This window comes from Paenarthrobacter sp. PH39-S1, from assembly GCF_030063245.1.
In the GTDB taxonomy this organism is placed as follows: Bacteria; Actinomycetota; Actinomycetes; order Actinomycetales; family Micrococcaceae; genus Arthrobacter_M.
In genome coordinates this window covers 51,497-69,912 of sequence record NZ_JASISR010000021.1, presented here as the reverse complement: position 1 = coordinate 69,912, position 18,416 = coordinate 51,497, and the positions used below count along the sequence as shown (strand labels likewise).

10 protein-coding genes, 1 tRNA gene and 1 pseudogene are annotated in these 18,416 nt (G+C 65.6%); 10 read left to right on the top strand and 2 right to left on the bottom strand.

The genetic code is table 11. The features are described from left to right. Positions 1-14 precede the first annotated feature (14 nt). Together hrpA and QMG52_RS14290 are read right to left on the bottom strand one after the other, a co-directional pair. Entirely contained in the window at positions 15-4,085 is a 4,071-nt protein-coding gene (gene hrpA / locus QMG52_RS14295) for an ATP-dependent RNA helicase HrpA (protein ID WP_283561060.1), read from the bottom strand. 184 nt (positions 4,086-4,269) lie between these two features. Next, positions 4,270-4,342 (bottom strand) — tRNA-Arg (locus QMG52_RS14290). 213 nt (positions 4,343-4,555) lie between these two features. Between QMG52_RS14290 and QMG52_RS14285 the strand changes: the two genes are divergently transcribed. The 10 genes and pseudogenes from QMG52_RS14285 (at position 4,556) to prmC (ending at position 18,403) form a co-directional block, all read left to right on the top strand. Next, complete coding sequence (locus QMG52_RS14285) at positions 4,556-5,791, top strand: MFS transporter (RefSeq protein ID WP_283561059.1); 1,236 nt, start codon at positions 4,556-4,558, stop codon at positions 5,789-5,791. 310 nt (positions 5,792-6,101) lie between these two features. Continuing rightward, a complete protein-coding gene (gene argS / locus QMG52_RS14280) occupies positions 6,102-7,748 on the top strand; it encodes an arginine--tRNA ligase (RefSeq protein WP_283561058.1) in 1,647 nt (548 codons plus the stop codon). Between the two features lie 141 nt (positions 7,749-7,889). Beyond that, positions 7,890-9,449, top strand: coding sequence for a diaminopimelate decarboxylase family protein (locus tag QMG52_RS14275; RefSeq protein WP_283561057.1), 1,560 nt, complete (start codon positions 7,890-7,892; stop codon positions 9,447-9,449). Positions 9,450-9,573: 124 nt separating this feature from the next. After that, a complete protein-coding gene (locus tag QMG52_RS14270) occupies positions 9,574-10,893 on the top strand; it encodes a homoserine dehydrogenase (protein WP_283561086.1) in 1,320 nt (439 codons plus the stop codon). Next, complete coding sequence (thrC, locus tag QMG52_RS14265) at positions 10,893-12,005, top strand: threonine synthase (RefSeq protein ID WP_283561056.1); 1,113 nt, start codon at positions 10,893-10,895, stop codon at positions 12,003-12,005. Before QMG52_RS14270 ends, thrC begins: the two co-directional genes overlap by 1 nt. A 1-nt stretch (position 12,006) precedes the next feature. Then, positions 12,007-13,026, top strand: a complete 1,020-nt coding sequence (gene thrB, locus QMG52_RS14260) for a homoserine kinase (protein ID WP_283561055.1) — start codon at positions 12,007-12,009, stop codon at positions 13,024-13,026. 119 nt (positions 13,027-13,145) lie between these two features. Next, positions 13,146-13,523, top strand: a pseudogene (locus QMG52_RS22355) (hypothetical protein); the annotation flags it as partial. Positions 13,524-13,962: 439 nt separating this feature from the next. Beyond that, positions 13,963-15,867, top strand: a complete 1,905-nt coding sequence (rho, locus tag QMG52_RS14250; RefSeq protein ID WP_283561053.1) for a transcription termination factor Rho — start codon at positions 13,963-13,965, stop codon at positions 15,865-15,867. 271 nt (positions 15,868-16,138) lie between these two features. Continuing rightward, a complete protein-coding gene (gene prfA / locus QMG52_RS14245; RefSeq protein ID WP_283561052.1) occupies positions 16,139-17,212 on the top strand; it encodes a peptide chain release factor 1 in 1,074 nt (357 codons plus the stop codon). Then, positions 17,213-18,403 (top strand): peptide chain release factor N(5)-glutamine methyltransferase, encoded by a 1,191-nt coding sequence (gene prmC / locus QMG52_RS14240; protein ID WP_502920535.1) that lies wholly within the window; start codon positions 17,213-17,215, stop codon positions 18,401-18,403. The last annotated feature ends 13 nt before the right edge of the window (positions 18,404-18,416 follow it).

The window sequence follows — 18,416 nt, the reverse complement described above, 5'->3', positions numbered from 1 at the left end:
CACGCGCGGCGTCGTCACGCCGGCGCCAAGACCTTGTTTAATGCCGTCCGGATGCGCTTTTCGGAGACCGGATAGGCCGTGCCGAGCTCGACGGCGAACAGGCTCACCCGGAGCTCTTCGATCATCCAGCGGATGTGTACAAGGGCGGCGTCCGGCCGCTGATTGCGGCCGGGCACCAAGGCCGACACGGCGTCGTCGTGCTCATCTTCCAGGCGCTGGATTACGGCCATATTCAACCCGTCGCGCTGGACGTTGGTGGGAAGTTTTTCCAGCCGGCGTTCAATGGCGCTCAGATAGCGCGGGAGCATGGCTAGTTGGGCATACCCGGTGCGCGCCACGAAGCCGGGATAAACCAGCAGCTCCAGCTGGGCCTTGATGTCGTTGAGCGCGGAAATCAGGGCCAGGCTGGTGGTGCCCTTGAGCTGCTTTTCGATCCGGCGCGTACTGGCCAGAATGCGTTCGACGACGGCGGTAACGGTGAAGACCGTATCGATCAGTTCCGCGCGGACCACCTCGTAGAGGGCATTGAATTCCGCAGACGACCAGGGGAGTGACTCCGGTGTCAGTTTGTCCACGGCGGCCAGCGTGCAGTCCGCTATGAGCGAGGACACGCTGCCGTGCGGGTTCTGGCTGAAGGTGAGCTTCTCGTTGTTGCTCAGATGCTCCAGCACGTACCGGTCGGGGGAGGGGACGCGAAGGGCCAGCAGTTTGATGACGCCGCCTCGCATGGCGACGAGTTGCTCCGGCTCGGTCTGGAAAATCCGCAGGCCAACGCTGGCTCCTTCATCTACCAGGGCAGGGTAGCCCGTGACGGTGTGGCCGGCGACCAGCCGCTTGACGTCCCGGTTGAGCGTGCCGACGGACCATTCGGTCAGCCCGGAGCGCTCCTGGACAGCTGCCCCGTTGGCGGTTCCCCCGTTGGCGGTTGACCCGTTGCCGGAGGCCGCCCCGTTGGCGGAGCCGCCAGGTCCTTCGGCACCCTCATTTCCACGCGCGCGTTCGCCGTTCACCCGCTGACCGGCACCGGCGGCACCGCCGCGGGCGGCGCCGGCGCGGGCCTGACCTGACGGGCTGGATCCGCGGCTGTCGCCTGATCCGGGGGCGCGCGTCGTCTTCGGTGTCGCCCCGAGGGATTCCGCGATGGCGCGCCGGGTGGCGCCGGCCAGCTCGTCCTGCAGCCGGGCCAGATCAGTACCTTCGCCGAGGATCCGGCCGTTGCGGTCCACCACCTGGAAGGTCATCCGCAGATGCACCGGAACGGTGTCCCAGTTCCACGATCCCGGTGGAATGACGTGTCCCTTGAGCCGGCGCAAGGCCAGTTCCAGGGAGGGCTCCAGGGTTTCCGTGGCCGGGTCGAAGTCCGCGGTGAGCGCAGCGGTGGCGGCTCGTGCAACGTCCGGAGCCGGGATGAAATTCTTCCTGATCTGTTTGGGCAGGGACTTGATCAGCGCCGTGACCAGTTCCGCTCGGAGGCCGGGAATCTGCCAGCGGAAAGGTGCCTCGGTGAGCTGGTTCAGGAACAAAACCGGTACCTGGGCAGTCACGCCGTCGGAAGGATTCGGGGCCGAGCCGGGAGCAGTGGGATGGAACTCGTAGGAGAGCGGGAATTCGAAACCGCCCTGCCGCCAGACCTTGGGGAAGGCCGCCTCGTCGAGGCCGGCGGCGTCGTCGGCCATCAGCACGTCAGGATCGAAGTCCAGCAGCGTGGGATGATCCTGCCGCGTGGCTTTCCACCACTTGTCAAAGTGCCGCTCGGAGACCACCTCGGACCCGACGCGCTCATCGTAGAAGGCGAAGAGCGTCTCGTCGTCCACGCGCAGGTCCCGGCGGCGCATCCGCGTTTCCAGCTCTTCGACCTCGGCCAGCAGCGCCTGATTTCGATGGAAGAACTTATGATGCGTGTTCCAATCCCCCTCCACCAGCGCATGACGGATGAACAGCTCCCGGCTGAGTTCGGCATCGATGCGGCCGTAGTTGATCCGGCGCTGCGGGACGATCGGGACGCCGTAGAGCGTCACCTTCTCGTACGCCATGACGGAGCCCATTTTCTTGGACCAGTGCGGCTCGCTGAAGCTGCGCTTGACTAAATCAGGTGCCACCTGCTCGGCCCAGAGCGGGTCAAACTTTGCGGCAACGCGGGCCCACAGACGTGAGGTTTCCACCAGCTCGGCAGCCATCACCCAGTCCGGGGACTTTTTGAACAGCGCGGAGCCAGGGAAGATGGCGAAACGGGAGCCGCGGGCGCCGGCGTATTCGCGTTTGCGTGGATCGTAGAGACCGATGTGGCTGAGCAATCCGGCCAGCAGGCTGATGTGGATATCGGTGTGCTGTCCCACGGCGTCCACGTCACCTGGGGCCAGCGCAATCCCGAGAGGTTTGGCCAGCTGGCGCAATTGGGCGAAGAGATCCTGCCATTCGCGGACGCGCAGGAAATTAATGAACTCGGCCTTGCAAAGCCGGCGGAAGGCTGTGGAAGAAAGCTCCTCCTGCTTCGCCTGCAGATACCGCCAGAGGTTCAGAAAGCCCGTGAAGTCGGAGATCTCGTCGGTAAACCGCTTGTGCTTTTCAGCGGCCAGCTGCTGCTTTCCACTCTCGGCCTGCGGGCGCTCCCGCGGATCCTGGATGGTCAGTGCGGCGGCGAGAATCATCACCTCGCGTGCACAGCCGCGCTTCCCGGCCTCCACAATCATCCGTCCCAGCCGGGGATCCACCGGCAGCTGTGCGAGCTGACGGCCGACGGCGGTGATGGCGCCCTGGGCGGTGACGGCGCCGAGCTCGCGCAACAAGGTGACGCCGTCGGCAATGGCCTTCGAATCCGGCGGCTCCACGAAGGGGAAATCCGCTACGTCCTTGGGGCCCTGGGCAACCCCCATGGAGGTCATCTGCAAAATGACCGCTGCGAGGTTGGTGCGCAAAATCTCCGGGTCGGTGAATTCGCGCCGGCTGGCGAAATCCTCCTCCGAGTACAGCCGGATGCAGATGCCGTCGGAAACACGGCCGCACCGGCCCGAACGCTGGTTCGCCGAGGCCTGGCTGACCTTTTCAATCGGCAGCCGCTGGACCTTGGTGCGGTGCGAATAGCGTGAGATGCGCGCCGTGCCGGGATCGATGACGTACTTAATGCCGGGGACCGTCAGGGAGGTTTCCGCCACGTTCGTGGCCAGCACAATCCGGCGCCGGGCCTTGGCGCCTTTCCCCGGCGTGAACACCGCATGCTGCTCGGCGAGGGAAAGGCGGGCAAAGAGCGGCAGGATCTCCGTCTCCCGCAACCCGGAGTTCAGCGGGGCTGATTTGGCCCGGCCGCGTAGAGCCTCGGCCGCATCGCGGATCTCGCGTTCGCCGGAAAAGAAAATCAGGACATCGCCCGGCGCCTCCTTGGCCAGTTCATCCACTGCGTCACAGACGGCGTCCAGCGGGTCGCGGTCCTCACTGTTGCCCTCATCGGTGGCGTCGGCGTCGTCGTCCTCCATCGCCGGACCGCTCAGCGGGCGGTACCGGATTTCCACCGGATACGTTCGCCCGGACACCTCGACGATCGGAGCGGGACCCGCCGCGGTGGCGAAGTGCGCCGCGAAGCGCTGCGGATCAATCGTGGCAGAGGTGATGACGACCTTCAGATCCGGCCGCTTGGGCAGAATCTGCTTAAGATAGCCCAGGATGAAATCGATGTTCAGGCTGCGCTCGTGCGCCTCGTCGATGATCAGGGTCGAATAGCGGCGCAGCAGCCGGTCGCGCTGGATCTCCGCCAGCAGGATCCCATCCGTCATCAGCTTGATCTTCGTCTGCGGGCCGACATGGCCGGTGAAACGGACCTGAAAACCCACCTCGGCGCCCAATTCGACGTCGAGTTCGCTCGCGATCCGCTCCGCAACTGTCCGCGCGGCGAGCCGACGCGGCTGCGTATGGCCGATCAGACCCTTCTCCGCAAGCCCCAGTTCCAGGCACATCTTGGGAATCTGGGTGGTCTTCCCCGATCCGGTTTCCCCGGCGATAATGGTGACCTGATTGGCAGCGATGGCGGCCATGAGATCCTCGCGGCGCTCCGAGACCGGCAGCTCGGGCGGGTACTGGATAGTCAAAGTCATTGTGCCTCCAGTTTATCGGCCGTCTCCGCCAATCGCTGACCCAGCCTCCGACCCAACTAAGTAGCAGATAGCGCATCCATTCCGCGTTTTGAGTGCCACAAGTGCGACCTAGTTGGGGCTGGGCGCGAAAAACCCCGCCGGTTCGGTGAACTGGCGGGGTCATTCTGACTGCGGACTTCTGTCGTGCCCTCGATAGGATTCGAACCTACGACCTTCCGCTCCGGAGGCGGACGCTCTATCCCCTGAGCTACGAAGGCAAGGTGACTGTGAGCCACCTGCGGGAACTGAATTAGTTTATCAGGTGCGGACGGTGCAAAGAAACGCGGACGACGGCGTCTCCCGAAGACGGGTGCAGCGGTTACGGCGGGGGCCGGAGATGGCGTGGGGAACGGACAGGAAGGGGAGACGTCCGGATCCCGGGTAACGTCTAGGGCGTGGTAAACAAAGGAATTCGCTCCCGCTGGCTGCTCGTGGCAGGGATATTGCTGGTCGCACTGACGCTCCGCACCGCCGTGACAGTTGTTCCACCCCTGGTGTCAACGATTGACCACGATCTGCCGCTGAATGCCTCGGTGATCGGCGTGCTGGGTATGCTGCCCACAGCTGCCTTCGCCGTGTTCGGTTTCCTGACGCCGTATGTCATCAGATGGGCCAGCCTGGAGAGGCTGACAGTTATTGCCATGTTTGTCGCCATTGTCGGCCAGATCTGCCGGGTGCTGGTACCCAGCACTGGACTGTTTTTGCTTTTTTCCGTAATTGCCCTGGCCGGACTGGGCGCGGGAAACGTGCTGCTGCCGCCCCTGGTCAAGCAGTATTTTCCGGATCGGATCGGCCTGATGACGGCCCTGTATGTCACCGTGTTGAGTGCGGGTACCGCTTTGCCCGCTCAGCTGGCCGTGCCGGTGGCGGACGCGGCGGGTTGGCAGTTTTCCCTGGCGCTCTGGGCCGGCGTCAATGTCATGGCTGCGGTGCCCTGGCTGGTCATGCTGATCGGGCACAAACCGAATCGAGTGCCGCCGGGTGCCGCCGTGGCGCCGGTTTCCCCGGAAGCGGCCTCCACCCGCCAGGGCAGCGCGACGGCCGGTAAGTCGGCCGCCATCGTCAGGGTGACCAAAATCCGTTCCTGGCGCTCGCCCCTGGCCATCGGCCTGACGCTGATGTTCGGCTGCACATCGCTGAACACGTATGCCATGTTCGCTTGGCTGCCGGGGATTTTGACCGACGCGGGGCTCGGCAGGGCGGAGGCTGGCAGTATGCTCGCTCTCTTCGCCGGCGTCGGCCTGCCGCTGAGCCTGCTGGTGCCGCTCGTTGCCTCACGAATGAAGAATCCGTTTCCGCTGGTACTGGTGTTTTTAGGCTGCTTTGCCGGCGGGTATCTCGGCCTGCTGCTGGCGCCCGCTACCGGGACCTGGCTGTGGGTCGTGTTGGCCGGCATGGGCCCGGGGACCTTCCCGCTGTCCTTGCTGCTGATCAACCACAGAACCAGAACCCGGGCCGGTGCCGGGGCTCTCTCCGGGTTCAGCCAAGGTGCCGGTTACGCACTGGCGTGTACTGGACCGCTGTTCTTCGGCATGCTGCACGAAGGAACGGGGAGCTGGCTGGTTCCCTTTCTGTTTCTCTTCGGCACACTGTTACTGCTGGTCAGCGGGGCCTTTTTCGCCTGCAAGCCGCGGTACCTGGAGGACGAAGCAGTCCCTGTGGGCTGACCAGCGTTGTTAGCTTGTGTCCCCGGGACGTGTGAAAGCAGAACCCTTGAAGGCGTGGCGCCGCTGCCTGCCATGCCTGGAGGAGCTGGTGACCTCGGATAGAAGTACGGCCACCGGGTCCGCGGCAGCCCGGCCGTACGTTCCCGGCCGTACATTCGCCGCCTTACGTTCCCGGCCGTACGTTCCCGGCCGTACATTCGCCGCCGTACTTTCGACGTAGAGCAGACGCTTTGACACCGCCGCTGTCGAGGCCATCCGCAGGAACAGACGCGATTACGGGCGCCAGGACGGCCCACCCTATGATTGACAGGTGACTCCTGAAGAACTTTCTGCCGCCATTACCGCCTGCCTCAAAGCCGCCGTCGACGCCGGTGACCTGATCGTCCCGACCGGAGCCGTCCCCGATGAGGTACGGGTGGAGCGCCCGAAGAGCCGTGAGCACGGCGATTGGGCCACCAGCATCGCCCTGCAGCTGGCCAAGCCGGCGGGTATTCCGCCGCGGAAGGTTGCCGAAATTCTCAGCACGCGGCTGGCGGACATCGCGGGCGTGGCCAAAGTGGAAATCGCCGGCCCCGGATTTCTGAACATCACGGTGGAAGCCGCCGCTGCCGGCGCCCTGGCGAAGGCCATCGTGGAGGCTGGGCACGACTACGGCGTGAACGATGCGCTGGCCGGCCACGTTATTAATATGGAGTTCGTCTCAGCTAACCCCACCGGTCCGCTGCACCTGGCGCATACCCGTTGGGCCGCCGTCGGCGATTCCATTGCCCGCGTGCTGGCAGCCAGCGGCGCGCAGGTGACCAAGGAGTACTACATCAATGATGCAGGCTCCCAGATGAATAATTTCGGCGCTTCCGTGCTGGCTTCCATCCAGGGAAAGCCGACGCCGGAGGGAGGCTACCCGGGCCGTTACATTGACGATCTGGCCAAGCAGGTGCTCACCGCCCATCCGGGTATCCGCGAGCTGACCGACGAAGCGGCGCTGCCGGTGGTGCGCGCCGCCGCCTACCAGGCGCAGATGGCGGATATCCGGGAAACACTGGCAGATTTCGGGGTGGAATTCGACGTTTACTTTGCCGAGCAGAATCTGCACAATGGCGCCATCGAGGCGGCGGTGGACCGGCTGCGCGTCCAGGGCCACGTTTTTGACGAAGAGGGCGCGGTCTGGCTGCGCACTACGGATTTCGGCGACGACAAGGACAGGGTGCTGATTCGGGCCAACGGCGAGCCGACGTATTTCGCCGCCGATGCCGCGTATTACCTGTCGAAGAAGGACCGCGGCTTCACGGAGAAAATTTACCTGCTGGGCGCCGACCACCACGGATACATCGGCCGACTCAAGGCCATTGCGGCCTGTGCGGGGGATGATCCGGACGTCAACATTGAGGTGCTGATCGGGCAGATGGTCTCGGTCAACGGTGCGCGGCTGTCCAAGCGCGCCGGCAATATAGTGGAGCTGCGGGATCTGCTGGACTGGCTCGGCGCCGACGCGCTGCGATACTCGCTGGGCCGCTCACCGGCCAATTCGCCAATGTCTCTGGAGCCCGAGGTGCTGCAGAAGAACACGAATGAAAATCCGGTCTTCTACGTCCAGTATGCGCACGCCCGCACGAGCGCGGTGGCGCGTAATGCCGGGGCTGCCGGGGTGCAGCGGACGGCGTTCGACGCCGGCGCACTGAACCATGCGACGGAGTCAGAATTGTTGGCCCGGCTGGGCGCCTACCCGTCCGTCGTCGCCGACGCTGCGCGGTTCCGCGAGCCGCACCGCGTAGCCCGGCACCTGGAAGTCATTGCCGGTTCGTACCACCGCTGGTATGACGTCTGCCGCGTCGCGCCGGTGGGCGATGCGGAGATCACCGATATCAATCGCACGCGCCTGTGGCTCAATGACGCCACGGAGCAGGTGCTCGCCAATGGCCTGGGCCTGCTCGGTGTTTCGGCGCCGGAGCGGATGTAACCGGCCATGGCTGAGGGGATATCCGTGAATCCGGCAGTGCCAGTGCCGACAGCGCCTGATCCGACAGCGCCTGATCCGACAGCGCCTGATCCGACAGCGCCTGATCCGACAGTGGCTGATCCGACAATGCCTGATCCGACAATGCCTGTGAATCGGGCATCGTCCGGGTCCGAGCTGGCGCCGGCTTGGCTGCCGTACCCGACTGACGTCAACGAGCTCACGCCGGTGATGTGGGCGCACGACGTCGTCCGGGGGTCTGATGGTCAGCTCACCGCGGCGGGGGTCACCGTGGCGGACCTGAAAAAGGAATTCGGGACGCCGCTCTTTGTGGTCTCCGAGGCGGACTTCCGCCGGCGTGCCCGGGATTTCAAGGATTCCTTTGAGGCCGCCTTCGCGGACATCTGCGGCGGGGTGGACGTCTATTACGCGGGCAAGGCGTTCCTGAGCATCGAGATCGCCCGCTGGGTGGACAGCGAGGGCCTGCGCCTGGACACCTGCTCTGGCGGTGAGCTGGCCGTGGCGGCGCGCGCCGGGCTGAGCGGAAACAAGCTGGGCCTCCACGGCAATAACAAGTCCGACGCCGAGATCAACCGTGCGCTGGACATGAAGCTGGGCCGCATCGTGGTGGACAGCCTGCCCGAGCTGGAGCGGCTGGCGGCCATCGCCGGCGGACGCGGCGAGCGTGCGAAGGTGCTGCTGCGGCTGACCCCTGGAGTACACGCACATACGCACGAATTCATCGCCACCGCCCACGAGGACCAGAAGTTCGGCCTCTCCATGGCCGCAGATTCACCGGTATCTGACGTGCCCGGGACGGGGCGAAATTCGGGAATCGGCCCCACCGCGGCTACCTCAGCTACACAAGGCCTGTCCGCTGCATGGGGTGGCCCCGAGGCAATGAGCGCTGCGGAACAGGCCGTGGCGATGGCGGCAGCGGCTCCGGGTATCGAACTGCTCGGACTGCATTGCCACATCGGGTCGCAGATCTTTGAACCGGAAGGCTTTGAGCTTGCCGCAGAGCGGTTGCTGACCTTCCTGGCGCGCATGCAGAGCAAGTACGCCATCACGTTGCCGGAGCTGGATCTGGGTGGCGGCTACGGAATCGCCTATACGGCAGCGGACACCCCGCGCCCGGCCGCCGAGATTGCACAGGCCATGGCCGCCGTCGTCCGTAAAACCTGCACGGCCCTCGATATCACCGCCCCGCGGATCTCGATCGAACCGGGCCGCGCCATCGTGGGCAGCACCACCTTCACGCTGTACGAGGCGGGCACGCTGAAGACGGTTAACGTGGAAATGCCTGCCACTGCCCCTATTGATCAAGCTCAGGTTACGCGGCCAAGGCGTTATGTGTCGGTGGACGGCGGTATGAGCGATAACGCCCGACCGGTGCTCTACGACGCGGAATATTCGGCGGTGCTGGCCGGCCGCAGCTCGACGGCAGCGCCTGCACTGTCCCGAGTGGTGGGCAAACATTGCGAGAGCGGTGACATTGTTGTTAGAGATGTATATCTGCCCGATGACGTCGCAGCGGGGGATCTGCTCGCGGTTCCCGGGACGGGCGCGTACTGCTGGGCACTGGCCAGTAACTACAATTACGTTCCCCGGCCACCGGTGGTGGCGGTCCGGGACGGTGCCGCACGGCTGATAGTGCGCGGAGAAACAGAAGACGACTTACTGGCACGCGATTTAGGGGCCTAATACCTTGACGGAGCTCGACACTTCCCTGCGCCGGGGCGCGCAGAGATCACGACAGCAGACATCACCACAGCAGACATCACCACTATCACCGAAGGTGCAGGCACAAAAGGTGAAGACAACGAACGTGAAGACCCTGAAGGTCGCACTGCTGGGCTGCGGCAACGTGGGCTCACAGGTTGCGCGCATCCTGCTCGAGGACGCGGACGCACTGGCCGCCCGCACCGGCGCACGGCTCGAACTTTCCGGTATTGCCGTCCGGACCATCGACGCGCCGCGCGGCGCGGAGCTGCCGCGGGAACTGTTCACCACGGACGCCGCCGCGCTGGTGAAGAGCGCGGACATTGTCATCGAGCTCCTGGGCGGGATCGAACCGGCCCGGACCCTGATTCTGAGCGCCATCGAGCACGGTGCCTGTGTGGTGACGGGCAACAAGGCGCTGCTGGCCGCCGACGGACCGACGCTGTATGAGAAGGCCGATGCCGCCGGCGTCCAGCTTTCCTATGAGGCGGCCGTGGCAGGGGCCGTTCCGATCCTGCGTCCCATCCGCGACAGCCTGGCCGGGGATAAGATCACCCGCGTGCTTGGCATTGTCAACGGCACCACGAACTTCATCCTTGATCAGATGGACTCCACCGGTGCGCAGTTCGACGACGCGCTGAAGGAGGCCCAGCGGTTGGGCTACGCCGAGGCGGATCCGACGGCGGACGTCGAGGGCCATGATGCGGCCGCGAAGGCCGCGATCCTGGCCTCGCTGTCATTTCACACCCGATTTGCCCTGGAAAACGTGCACTGCCAGGGCATCAGTTCGGTCACGGCCGCGGACATCGCCGCCGCCAAGGACGCGGGCTTCGTCATTAAACTGTTGGCCATTGCCGAGAAGCTGAGCGTTTCAGCGGCCGACGGTGGCACCGAAGGTGTGTGCGTGCGTGTCCACCCCACGCTGCTGCCGCGTGAACACCCGCTGGCCACCGTGCGGGGTGCCTTTAATGCGGTGTTCATCGAGGCCGAGTCGGCCGGGGAGCTGATGTTCTATGGGCAGGGCGCGGGCGGAACGCCGACTGCGTCCGCCGTGCTCGGCGACGTCGTCTCGGCGGCGCGTCGTTTGGTGCTCGGTGGTCCCGGGCGGACCGAAACCACCACCGGCCACGTGCCGGCGCTGGGCATCGACGCGGTGCGCACCAGCTACTGCGTCGGCTTGGACGTCGCGGACCAGCCCGGAGTGCTGGCCCGGATCGCGCAGCTTTTTGCGGAGAACCGCGTCTCCATTGAAACAATGCGCCAGACAATCCACCGCGAAGTCCCGGGCGTTACGCCCGGCTCCGCCGAACTGCGGATCGTGACCCATCTCGCCTCCGAGGCCGCGCTGGCGGCAACCGTCCAGGCCATTACCGGCCTGGACATCGTCAATTCTGTAACGAGTGTACTGAGGGTGGAGGGAGTCTGATGGCTCACCAGTGGCGCGGAGTGATCCGTGAATATGCAGAGCGTTTGCCGGTAACCGAGACCACCCGGGTGATCACGCTGGGGGAGGGCGGCACCCCGCTGGTGCACGCCCGGGCGCTGTCCGCGCTGACCGGATCCGAGGTGTATCTCAAGGTTGAGGGGATGAACCCGACCGGGAGCTTCAAGGACCGCGGCATGACCATGGCGATGACGGCGGCCGTCGCGGCCGGCGCCAAGGCAGTAGTCTGCGCGTCCACCGGAAACACCTCGGCGTCGGCGGCCGCGTATGCGACGGCGGCGGGCCTGACCTGCGCGGTGTTGGTCCCGGCGGGCAAAATCTCGATGGGCAAACTCAGCCAGGCGGTAGCCCACGGCGCCACCCTGCTGCAGGTGGACGGCAACTTCGACAACTGCCTCGACGTTGCCCGGAAGCTGGCCGATTCCTACCCGGTGTTCCTGGTCAACTCGGTCAACCCGGCCCGGATCGAGGGCCAGAAGACGGGCGCCTTTGAAGTCGTGGACAGCCTCGGCGATGCCCCGGACATCCACGTCCTGCCGGTCGGCAACGCGGGCAATATCAGCGCGTATTGGAAGGGTTACAAGGAGTATGCCGCTCCCTATGAATCCGCCACCGCCGGCACCCTGCCGGCCGTTTCCACCAAAACGCCGCTCATGTGGGGCTTCCAGGCCGCCGGTGCTGCTCCGTTCGTGGCCGGCCATCCGATCACCGAGCCGGACACCATCGCCACGGCCATCCGGATCGGCAATCCCGCATCCTGGGACCCCGCCGTCGCGGCCCGGGACGAGTCCGGCGGCCTGATCGATTCCGTCACGGACGAGCAGATCCTGCAGGCGCACCGCTGGCTTTCGGCCAAGGAGGGCGTCTTCGTGGAGCCTGCCTCCGCCGCCGGGGTCGCGGGGATCATCAAGAAGCATGCCGCGGGCGAGGTGCCCTCGGGCAAGACGATCGTCATCACGGTCACCGGCCACGGCCTGAAGGATCCGGACTGGGCCCTGAAGAATGCGGACGGAAGCCCGGTCGAGCCGCAGAGTGTGGCGTTCGACGTCGTCACCGTCGCCGCCGCCCTCGGGCTTGACGATGGCGCTGCCTAGCATGGTTGCGGATCACGCATCCGCAGCAGTCGGGAGGGTCATCGGGGCCGGCCAGCGCGTCAGCGTCCGGGTGCCCGCAACGACCGCCAACTTGGGCCCGGGCTTTGACAGCCTGGGTTTGGCGGTGTCGCTTTACGACTCGCTGACGGTTGAAACGCTCGACGGCGGGACGGGTGTTCCCGGTCAGGACCGGTTGTCCTTTGAGCTCAGCGGCGAGGGCGCGGCCGGGCTTCCGCGGGATGCCTCGCACCTGGCCGTGCGCGCCATGGATGCGGCATTCGCCCGGCTGGGTTACCGCCGCGGCGGCCTGAAGATCACCGCTGAGAACGTCCTGCCGCACGGCCGTGGACTTGGCTCCTCCGCCTCGGCGATCGTCGCAGCCGTCACCGCAGCCAACGCGCTGGTCCCGACGGCCGACCAGCAGGACAGACAATGGGTGCTGCAGCTGGCCTCGGAGCTGGAAGGGCATCCCGATAACGTGGCGCCGGCCATTTTCGGAGCCGTGGCCATTTCCTGGCAGGAGGGTCCGGTGTACCGGTCCGTCCGCGTCACGCCGTCACCGCGGGTCATCCCGATAGCCGCCGTGCCCGCCGTCGAACTTTCCACCGAAACCGCCCGCGCCATGCTGCCGTCGTCGATCCCGCACCGGAGCGCCGCCGACAATGCCGGACGGGCAGCGCTGCTGATCCACGCGCTCAAGGATGAACCCGCCATGCTGCTGGCCGGCACCGAGGACTTCCTGCACCAGCGGTTCCGCGCGCAGGCCATGACCCGCAGCGCCGAGCTGATGGACGCCCTGCGGGCAGAGGGCTTCGCGGCCTTCATCTCCGGGGCCGGCCCGACGGTGATGACCCTGGCAGATGGTGCCGACGCGGCGCAGCGGGCGGCGGATTTCATTGCCGGGTTTGGCACGACCGGCGGCACAGCTACGGATGACGCGGAGTATTCCGCCGGTATCTGGCGTGTTCTAAGGCTCGATGTTGACTCCGAGGGTGCTAAAGTGGAAGTGCATCGGCGGTAGGAACCGCCTAGCGGATATATGCATCAGTCGGCTGTACAGCTAGCTACTGTACAAACCGGTCACTGTATCAACAGTTACCGGCACAAAGAGTCAGCTGCACACATACCGGGTATTTACCGATGCCACCTTCACAGGCCTGTCGCGGACACCACAGAGTCACTCTATGCGTCACCAGCCCGCTACCGGGCGAAACGATTACAGCCCGAAGGTGTTCCACAACCGACTTTGCCGCTATCTACGGCGGCAGGGAACGGAGACCAGACCACACTGTCCGGGGTGCTTCAAGCGCCTTTGGTCATGGTCTGGGACCAATCACCGCGATCTCAAAGCAGATCGCCCTCGAGGGGGAAGGATCCTTCGTGACAGACACCACAAACCTGACTGCAGGTTTGAGCGATACCGTCAATTCAGCTGATGCAGCACCGGCCAAGAGCAGTGGACTGGCCGGCCTTAAGCTGGCGCAGCTTCAGGCGCTCGCCGGTCAGCTCGGTATCACCGGCGGTTCCCGGATGCGCAAGGGTGACCTCGTATCCGCGATTTCTGACCATCAGCGGGGCTCGTCCGTGGCGGACCGCGCCGCGAAGCCCGCCGTTGCCCAGACGGCCGGAGCAGCAGAGCGTGAGCCCGGCAAGCGTGCCGGCGCACGCAGCAGCCGGAACGGAGCGGCCCAGCATCAGCAGGCGGCCCCCGTCGCCGAGACAACCGAGGCCGCAACCGTGGGCGAAGCCGCTCCCGAAGCGCAGACCGAAGCCGGCGCCGAGCGCCCGGCCCGTGGCCGTGGCCGCAGCCGCCGCGCCGTGAGCGATGGCGTCATCGCCGCCGGGGCCGAGCAGGCCGGCGCCGCAGCCGAGCCGACGGTACAGGGCGACAGCGACAACACGTCCAACGGCAGGTCATCCAACGGGCGTGCATCCAACGGGCGTGTAGCCGGCGGACGTGCTGCGCAGCACGACGGAGCCGCGCAGAAACACCGACACCGCGCAGAACACCGACACCGCGCAGAACACCGACACCGCGCAGAACACCGACACCGCGCAGAACACCGACACCGCGCAGAACACCGACACCGCGCAGAACACCGACACCGCGCAGAACACCGACACCGCGCAGAACGAGGGCAACCGCCGTCCCCAGCGCACCCGTAACCGCCGCAACGGCGAGGCCCGCGCCGACGCGCAGGCCGAGGGGCAGAACAGCGCGTCGAAGGCCACCGAGGAACCGGCGCAGCAGCAGGAAAACTCCGCGGCCGATTCCAGCGAGGGCGCCGATCAGCGTAACCAGCGCACCGAAACCGGTCAGGACGGCCAGCGCAACCAACGCGGCCAGCGCAACCAGGAGAGCCAGCGCAACCAGGACGGTCAGGACGGCCAGCGCAATCAGCGCAGTGGCCGTAATGACAACAACCGCAACGAGCAGCGCGGCGACAATGGCCGCGTCGAGCAGCGCGGGGACAATAACCGCGGCGAGCTGCGCAACGACGATGACGACGGATCGCGCAACAGCCGCAACCGCCGTACCCGTCGGGACCGCAACGACCGTTCCGGCGGCCAGGACAGCAGCCCGCGCAATGACCGTTTCCGTGACCGTAATGATCGGAACGACCGCAATGAGCGGCGCCGCGGCCGCAGCCAGGGACCGGACTTCGACGATGTTGAGGTGACCGAGGACGACGTGCTGCTGCCCGTCGCCGGCATCCTGGACCTGCTCGACAGCTACGCATTCGTGCGGACCTCCGGGTACCTGCCGGGTTCCAACGACGTCTATGTCTCCCTTGCGCAGGTGAAGAAGTACAACCTGCGCAAGGGCGACGCCGTCGTCGGCGCTATCCGGGCACCTCGCGACGGCGAGGACCGCAGCCAGAACACGGGTCAGAGCGCACGTCAGAAGTTCAACGCTCTGGTCCGCGTGACCAGCGTGAACGGCAAGACACCGGAGGAGCTCAAGGACCGCGTCGAGTTCTCCAAGCTGGTTCCGCTGTACCCGTCCGAGCGACTGCGCTTGGAAACGGACCCCAAGAAGATTGGTCCCCGCGTCATCGACCTGGTCGCCCCAATCGGCAAGGGGCAGCGCGGACTGATCGTCTCCCCGCCGAAGGCCGGAAAGACGCTCATCCTGCAGGCAATCGCCAACGCCATCACCATAAATAATCCTGAGGTCCACCTCATGATGGTGCTGGTGGACGAGCGTCCGGAAGAAGTCACCGACATGCAGCGCACCGTCAAGGGTGAGGTCATTGCCTCCACCTTCGACCGTCCCTCCGGCGACCACACGCAGGTTGCCGAGCTCTCCATCGAGCGCGCCAAGCGCCTGGTGGAAATGGGCATGGACGTGGTGGTGCTGCTGGATTCGATGACCCGACTGGGCCGCGCGTACAACAACTCCGCTCCTTCCTCCGGACGCATCCTCTCCGGTGGTGTCGACGCTGCCGCGCTGTACCCGCCGAAGCGTTTCTTCGGTGCGGCCCGCAATATTGAAAACGGCGGCTCGCTGACCATTTTGGCCACGGCACTGGTGGAAACCGGGTCCAAGGCCGACGAGGTCATCTTCGAGGAGTTCAAGGGCACCGGAAATATGGAGCTCCGTCTGTCCCGCCAGCTGGCGGATAAGCGGATCTTCCCGGCCGTGGACGTGAACGCGTCCGGTACGCGCCGCGAGGAAAACCTGCTGTCCCCGGATGAGGTTAAGATCATGTGGAAGCTGCGCCGGGTCCTGTCCGGACTCGAGCAGCAGCAGTCGCTTGAATTACTGATGTCCAAGATGCGTGAAACTCAGTCAAACGTTGAGTTCCTCATGCAGGTGCAGAAGACGACGCTGGGTGCGCGCTCCGACGACGACAAATAGTTAGTGCCGAAGCCGCCTCCGTTGTGATGGGGACTATCACCCCATCACAACTACGGCGGCTTTGTCATGGCCGCCGCCGGCCGGCGTCAAAGACTGACCACATTGCGGGAGCACTGAGCACCTATTCCCGGCGTGTTGGCAGGAATCGCCGGGACGGCCGGTTGGATGATGGTCAAACTTTAACACGGCGGCCGTCGTCGTCGTCGTCGTCGTCGCTTTTGTACTCAGTCGTCGTCATTAGACTCAGGTGTGAGTCGAAAGAGGTTTGAATATGTTTGAATCCATCCAGGGGCTTTTGGATGAGCACGCGGAACTCCAGTTGCGCCTGAGTGATCCCGCAGTGCACGCGGATCAGGGGCTTGCGCGGAAGCTGGGCCGGCGCTACGCCGAGCTGAGCGGTATTGTCGAGGGCTATCACCAGGTGGAGACCCTCACCGACGATCTCGCCGCAGCGAAGGAGATGGCTGCCGAAGACGCGGAGTTCGCTGCCGAGGTTCCCGTCCTGGAAGAGGCGCTGCTGGGCGCTCAGGAAAAGCTGCGCCGGCTGCTGATTCCGCGGGATCCCGATGATGCCCGTGATGTGATTCTTGAGGTTAAGGCCGGCGAGGGGGGAGATGAGTCGGCGCTGTTCGCCGCGGATCTGGTCCGGATGTATACCCGTTATGCGGAGAACCGGGGGTGGAAGACCGAAATCATTTCCGCCACCGAGTCAGATCTGGGCGGCTATAAGGACATTTCGATCGCCGTCAAGGGACGGTCGAATGATCCGGCCGAGGGCGTTTTCGCGCGGCTCAAGTTTGAAGGCGGCGTGCACCGGGTCCAGCGGGTGCCCGTCACCGAGTCGCAGGGACGCATCCACACGTCCGCCGCCGGCGTGCTGGTTCTGCCCGAGGTGGACGAGCCCGAGGAGGTCGCGATCAGCCAGAACGATCTGAAGATCGATGTTTACCGTTCCTCCGGCCCCGGAGGTCAGTCGGTTAACACCACGGACTCCGCCGTCCGCATCACGCACCTTCCCACCGGTATTGTGGTGGCGATGCAGAACGAGAAGTCCCAGCTGCAGAACCGCGAGGCCGGCATGCGTGTGCTCCGGGCTCGAATCCTGGCTCACCAGCAGGCTATCGTAGACGCCGAAAACTCCGCGGTCCGCAAGTCCCAGATCAGGACGATGGACCGGTCCGAACGGATCCGGACCTACAACTATCCGGAAAACCGCATCGCTGACCACCGGACCGGCTACAAGGCCTACAACCTGGACCAGGTGATGAACGGGGACTTGGAACCCGTAGTGCAGTCGGCCATCGAGATGGACGAGCAGGCGCGGCTGGACGCCATCGGCGAGTAAATGCCGGCGGACAACGCGGATATCCCGGAGCAGGCCGCCAGCCCGGTGGACGCGACCCGGGCTGGTAACCCCCTGGACGCGACCCGGGCTGGTAACCCCCTGGACGCGACCCGGGCTGGTAACCCCCTGGACGCGACCCGGGTCGGCGACGCAGTCGACGCGGCCCGGGACTGGCAGGAGACCAAGGCGCCAGCCCGGACTTCGGCGGGTAAACACCCTCCGGAGCCTCAGCGCACGCTGGCCCAAGCGGTCGCCGAGGCCACCGCGGTACTCAGTGCTGCCGGCGTTCCCTCGCCTCGAGTTGACGCCGAGCTGCTGGCGGATCATCTGCTGGGAGTCGGCCTCGGGAGGCTCCGTGCCCTGCTGCTTGGGGATGCCCCCGAGCCGAATAACTATTGGGCCCTGGTCGAGCAGCGGGCTCGGCGGGTTCCGCTGCAGCATCTGACCGGCACGGCGTACTTCCGCCACCTTGAATTAGCCGTGGGGCCTGGGGTCTTTATCCCGCGCCCGGAGACGGAATCTGTGGTGCAGCTGGCCGTGGACCGGCTGGCAGAAGTGCTGGCGCAAGCGTCGAGTGCAACAGGGTCATACGGCTCAAGTGAAGCACGTGGCCCCGGCGTGCCGGGCGGCCAGGACGTGCAGGACTCACCGGACATGCCCGGCGCGCCGGTGGTCGTCGATCTGGGCACGGGATCCGGAGCCATCGCAGGATCGGTGGCATATGAGGTCCCCCGGGCGCGGGTATACGCCGTGGAACTGAGTGCCAAGGCCTACGCCTTCGCGCAGCGGAACCTGGCCGCGCTCCCGGTGTCGCTCGTCCAAGGCGATCTGCGCACAGCCTTTCCGGAGCTGGACGGTCGGTGTGAGGTGGTGGTGTCCAACCCGCCGTACATCCCCGCGGGCGCGGTTCCGCGCGAGCCCGAGGTTGCCAACCATGATCCGCAGCTTGCCCTCTACGGCGGCGGCGCTGACGGCATGGAACTGCCCGCGGCCGCGGCCGCCACAGCGGCGCGGCTGCTCAAACCGGGCGGATACTTTGTGCTGGAACACGCGGAAGTTCAGGCGGAGCAGATGGCATCCCTGCTGGCGGCTTCCGGTTGCTGGATTGACATCCGCACCCACCGCGACCTGAACGGCAGGGACCGCGCCACCAGCGGAGTCCGGAGCGCAGGCACCGGGGAATGGCGATGATGATGAAAGAATG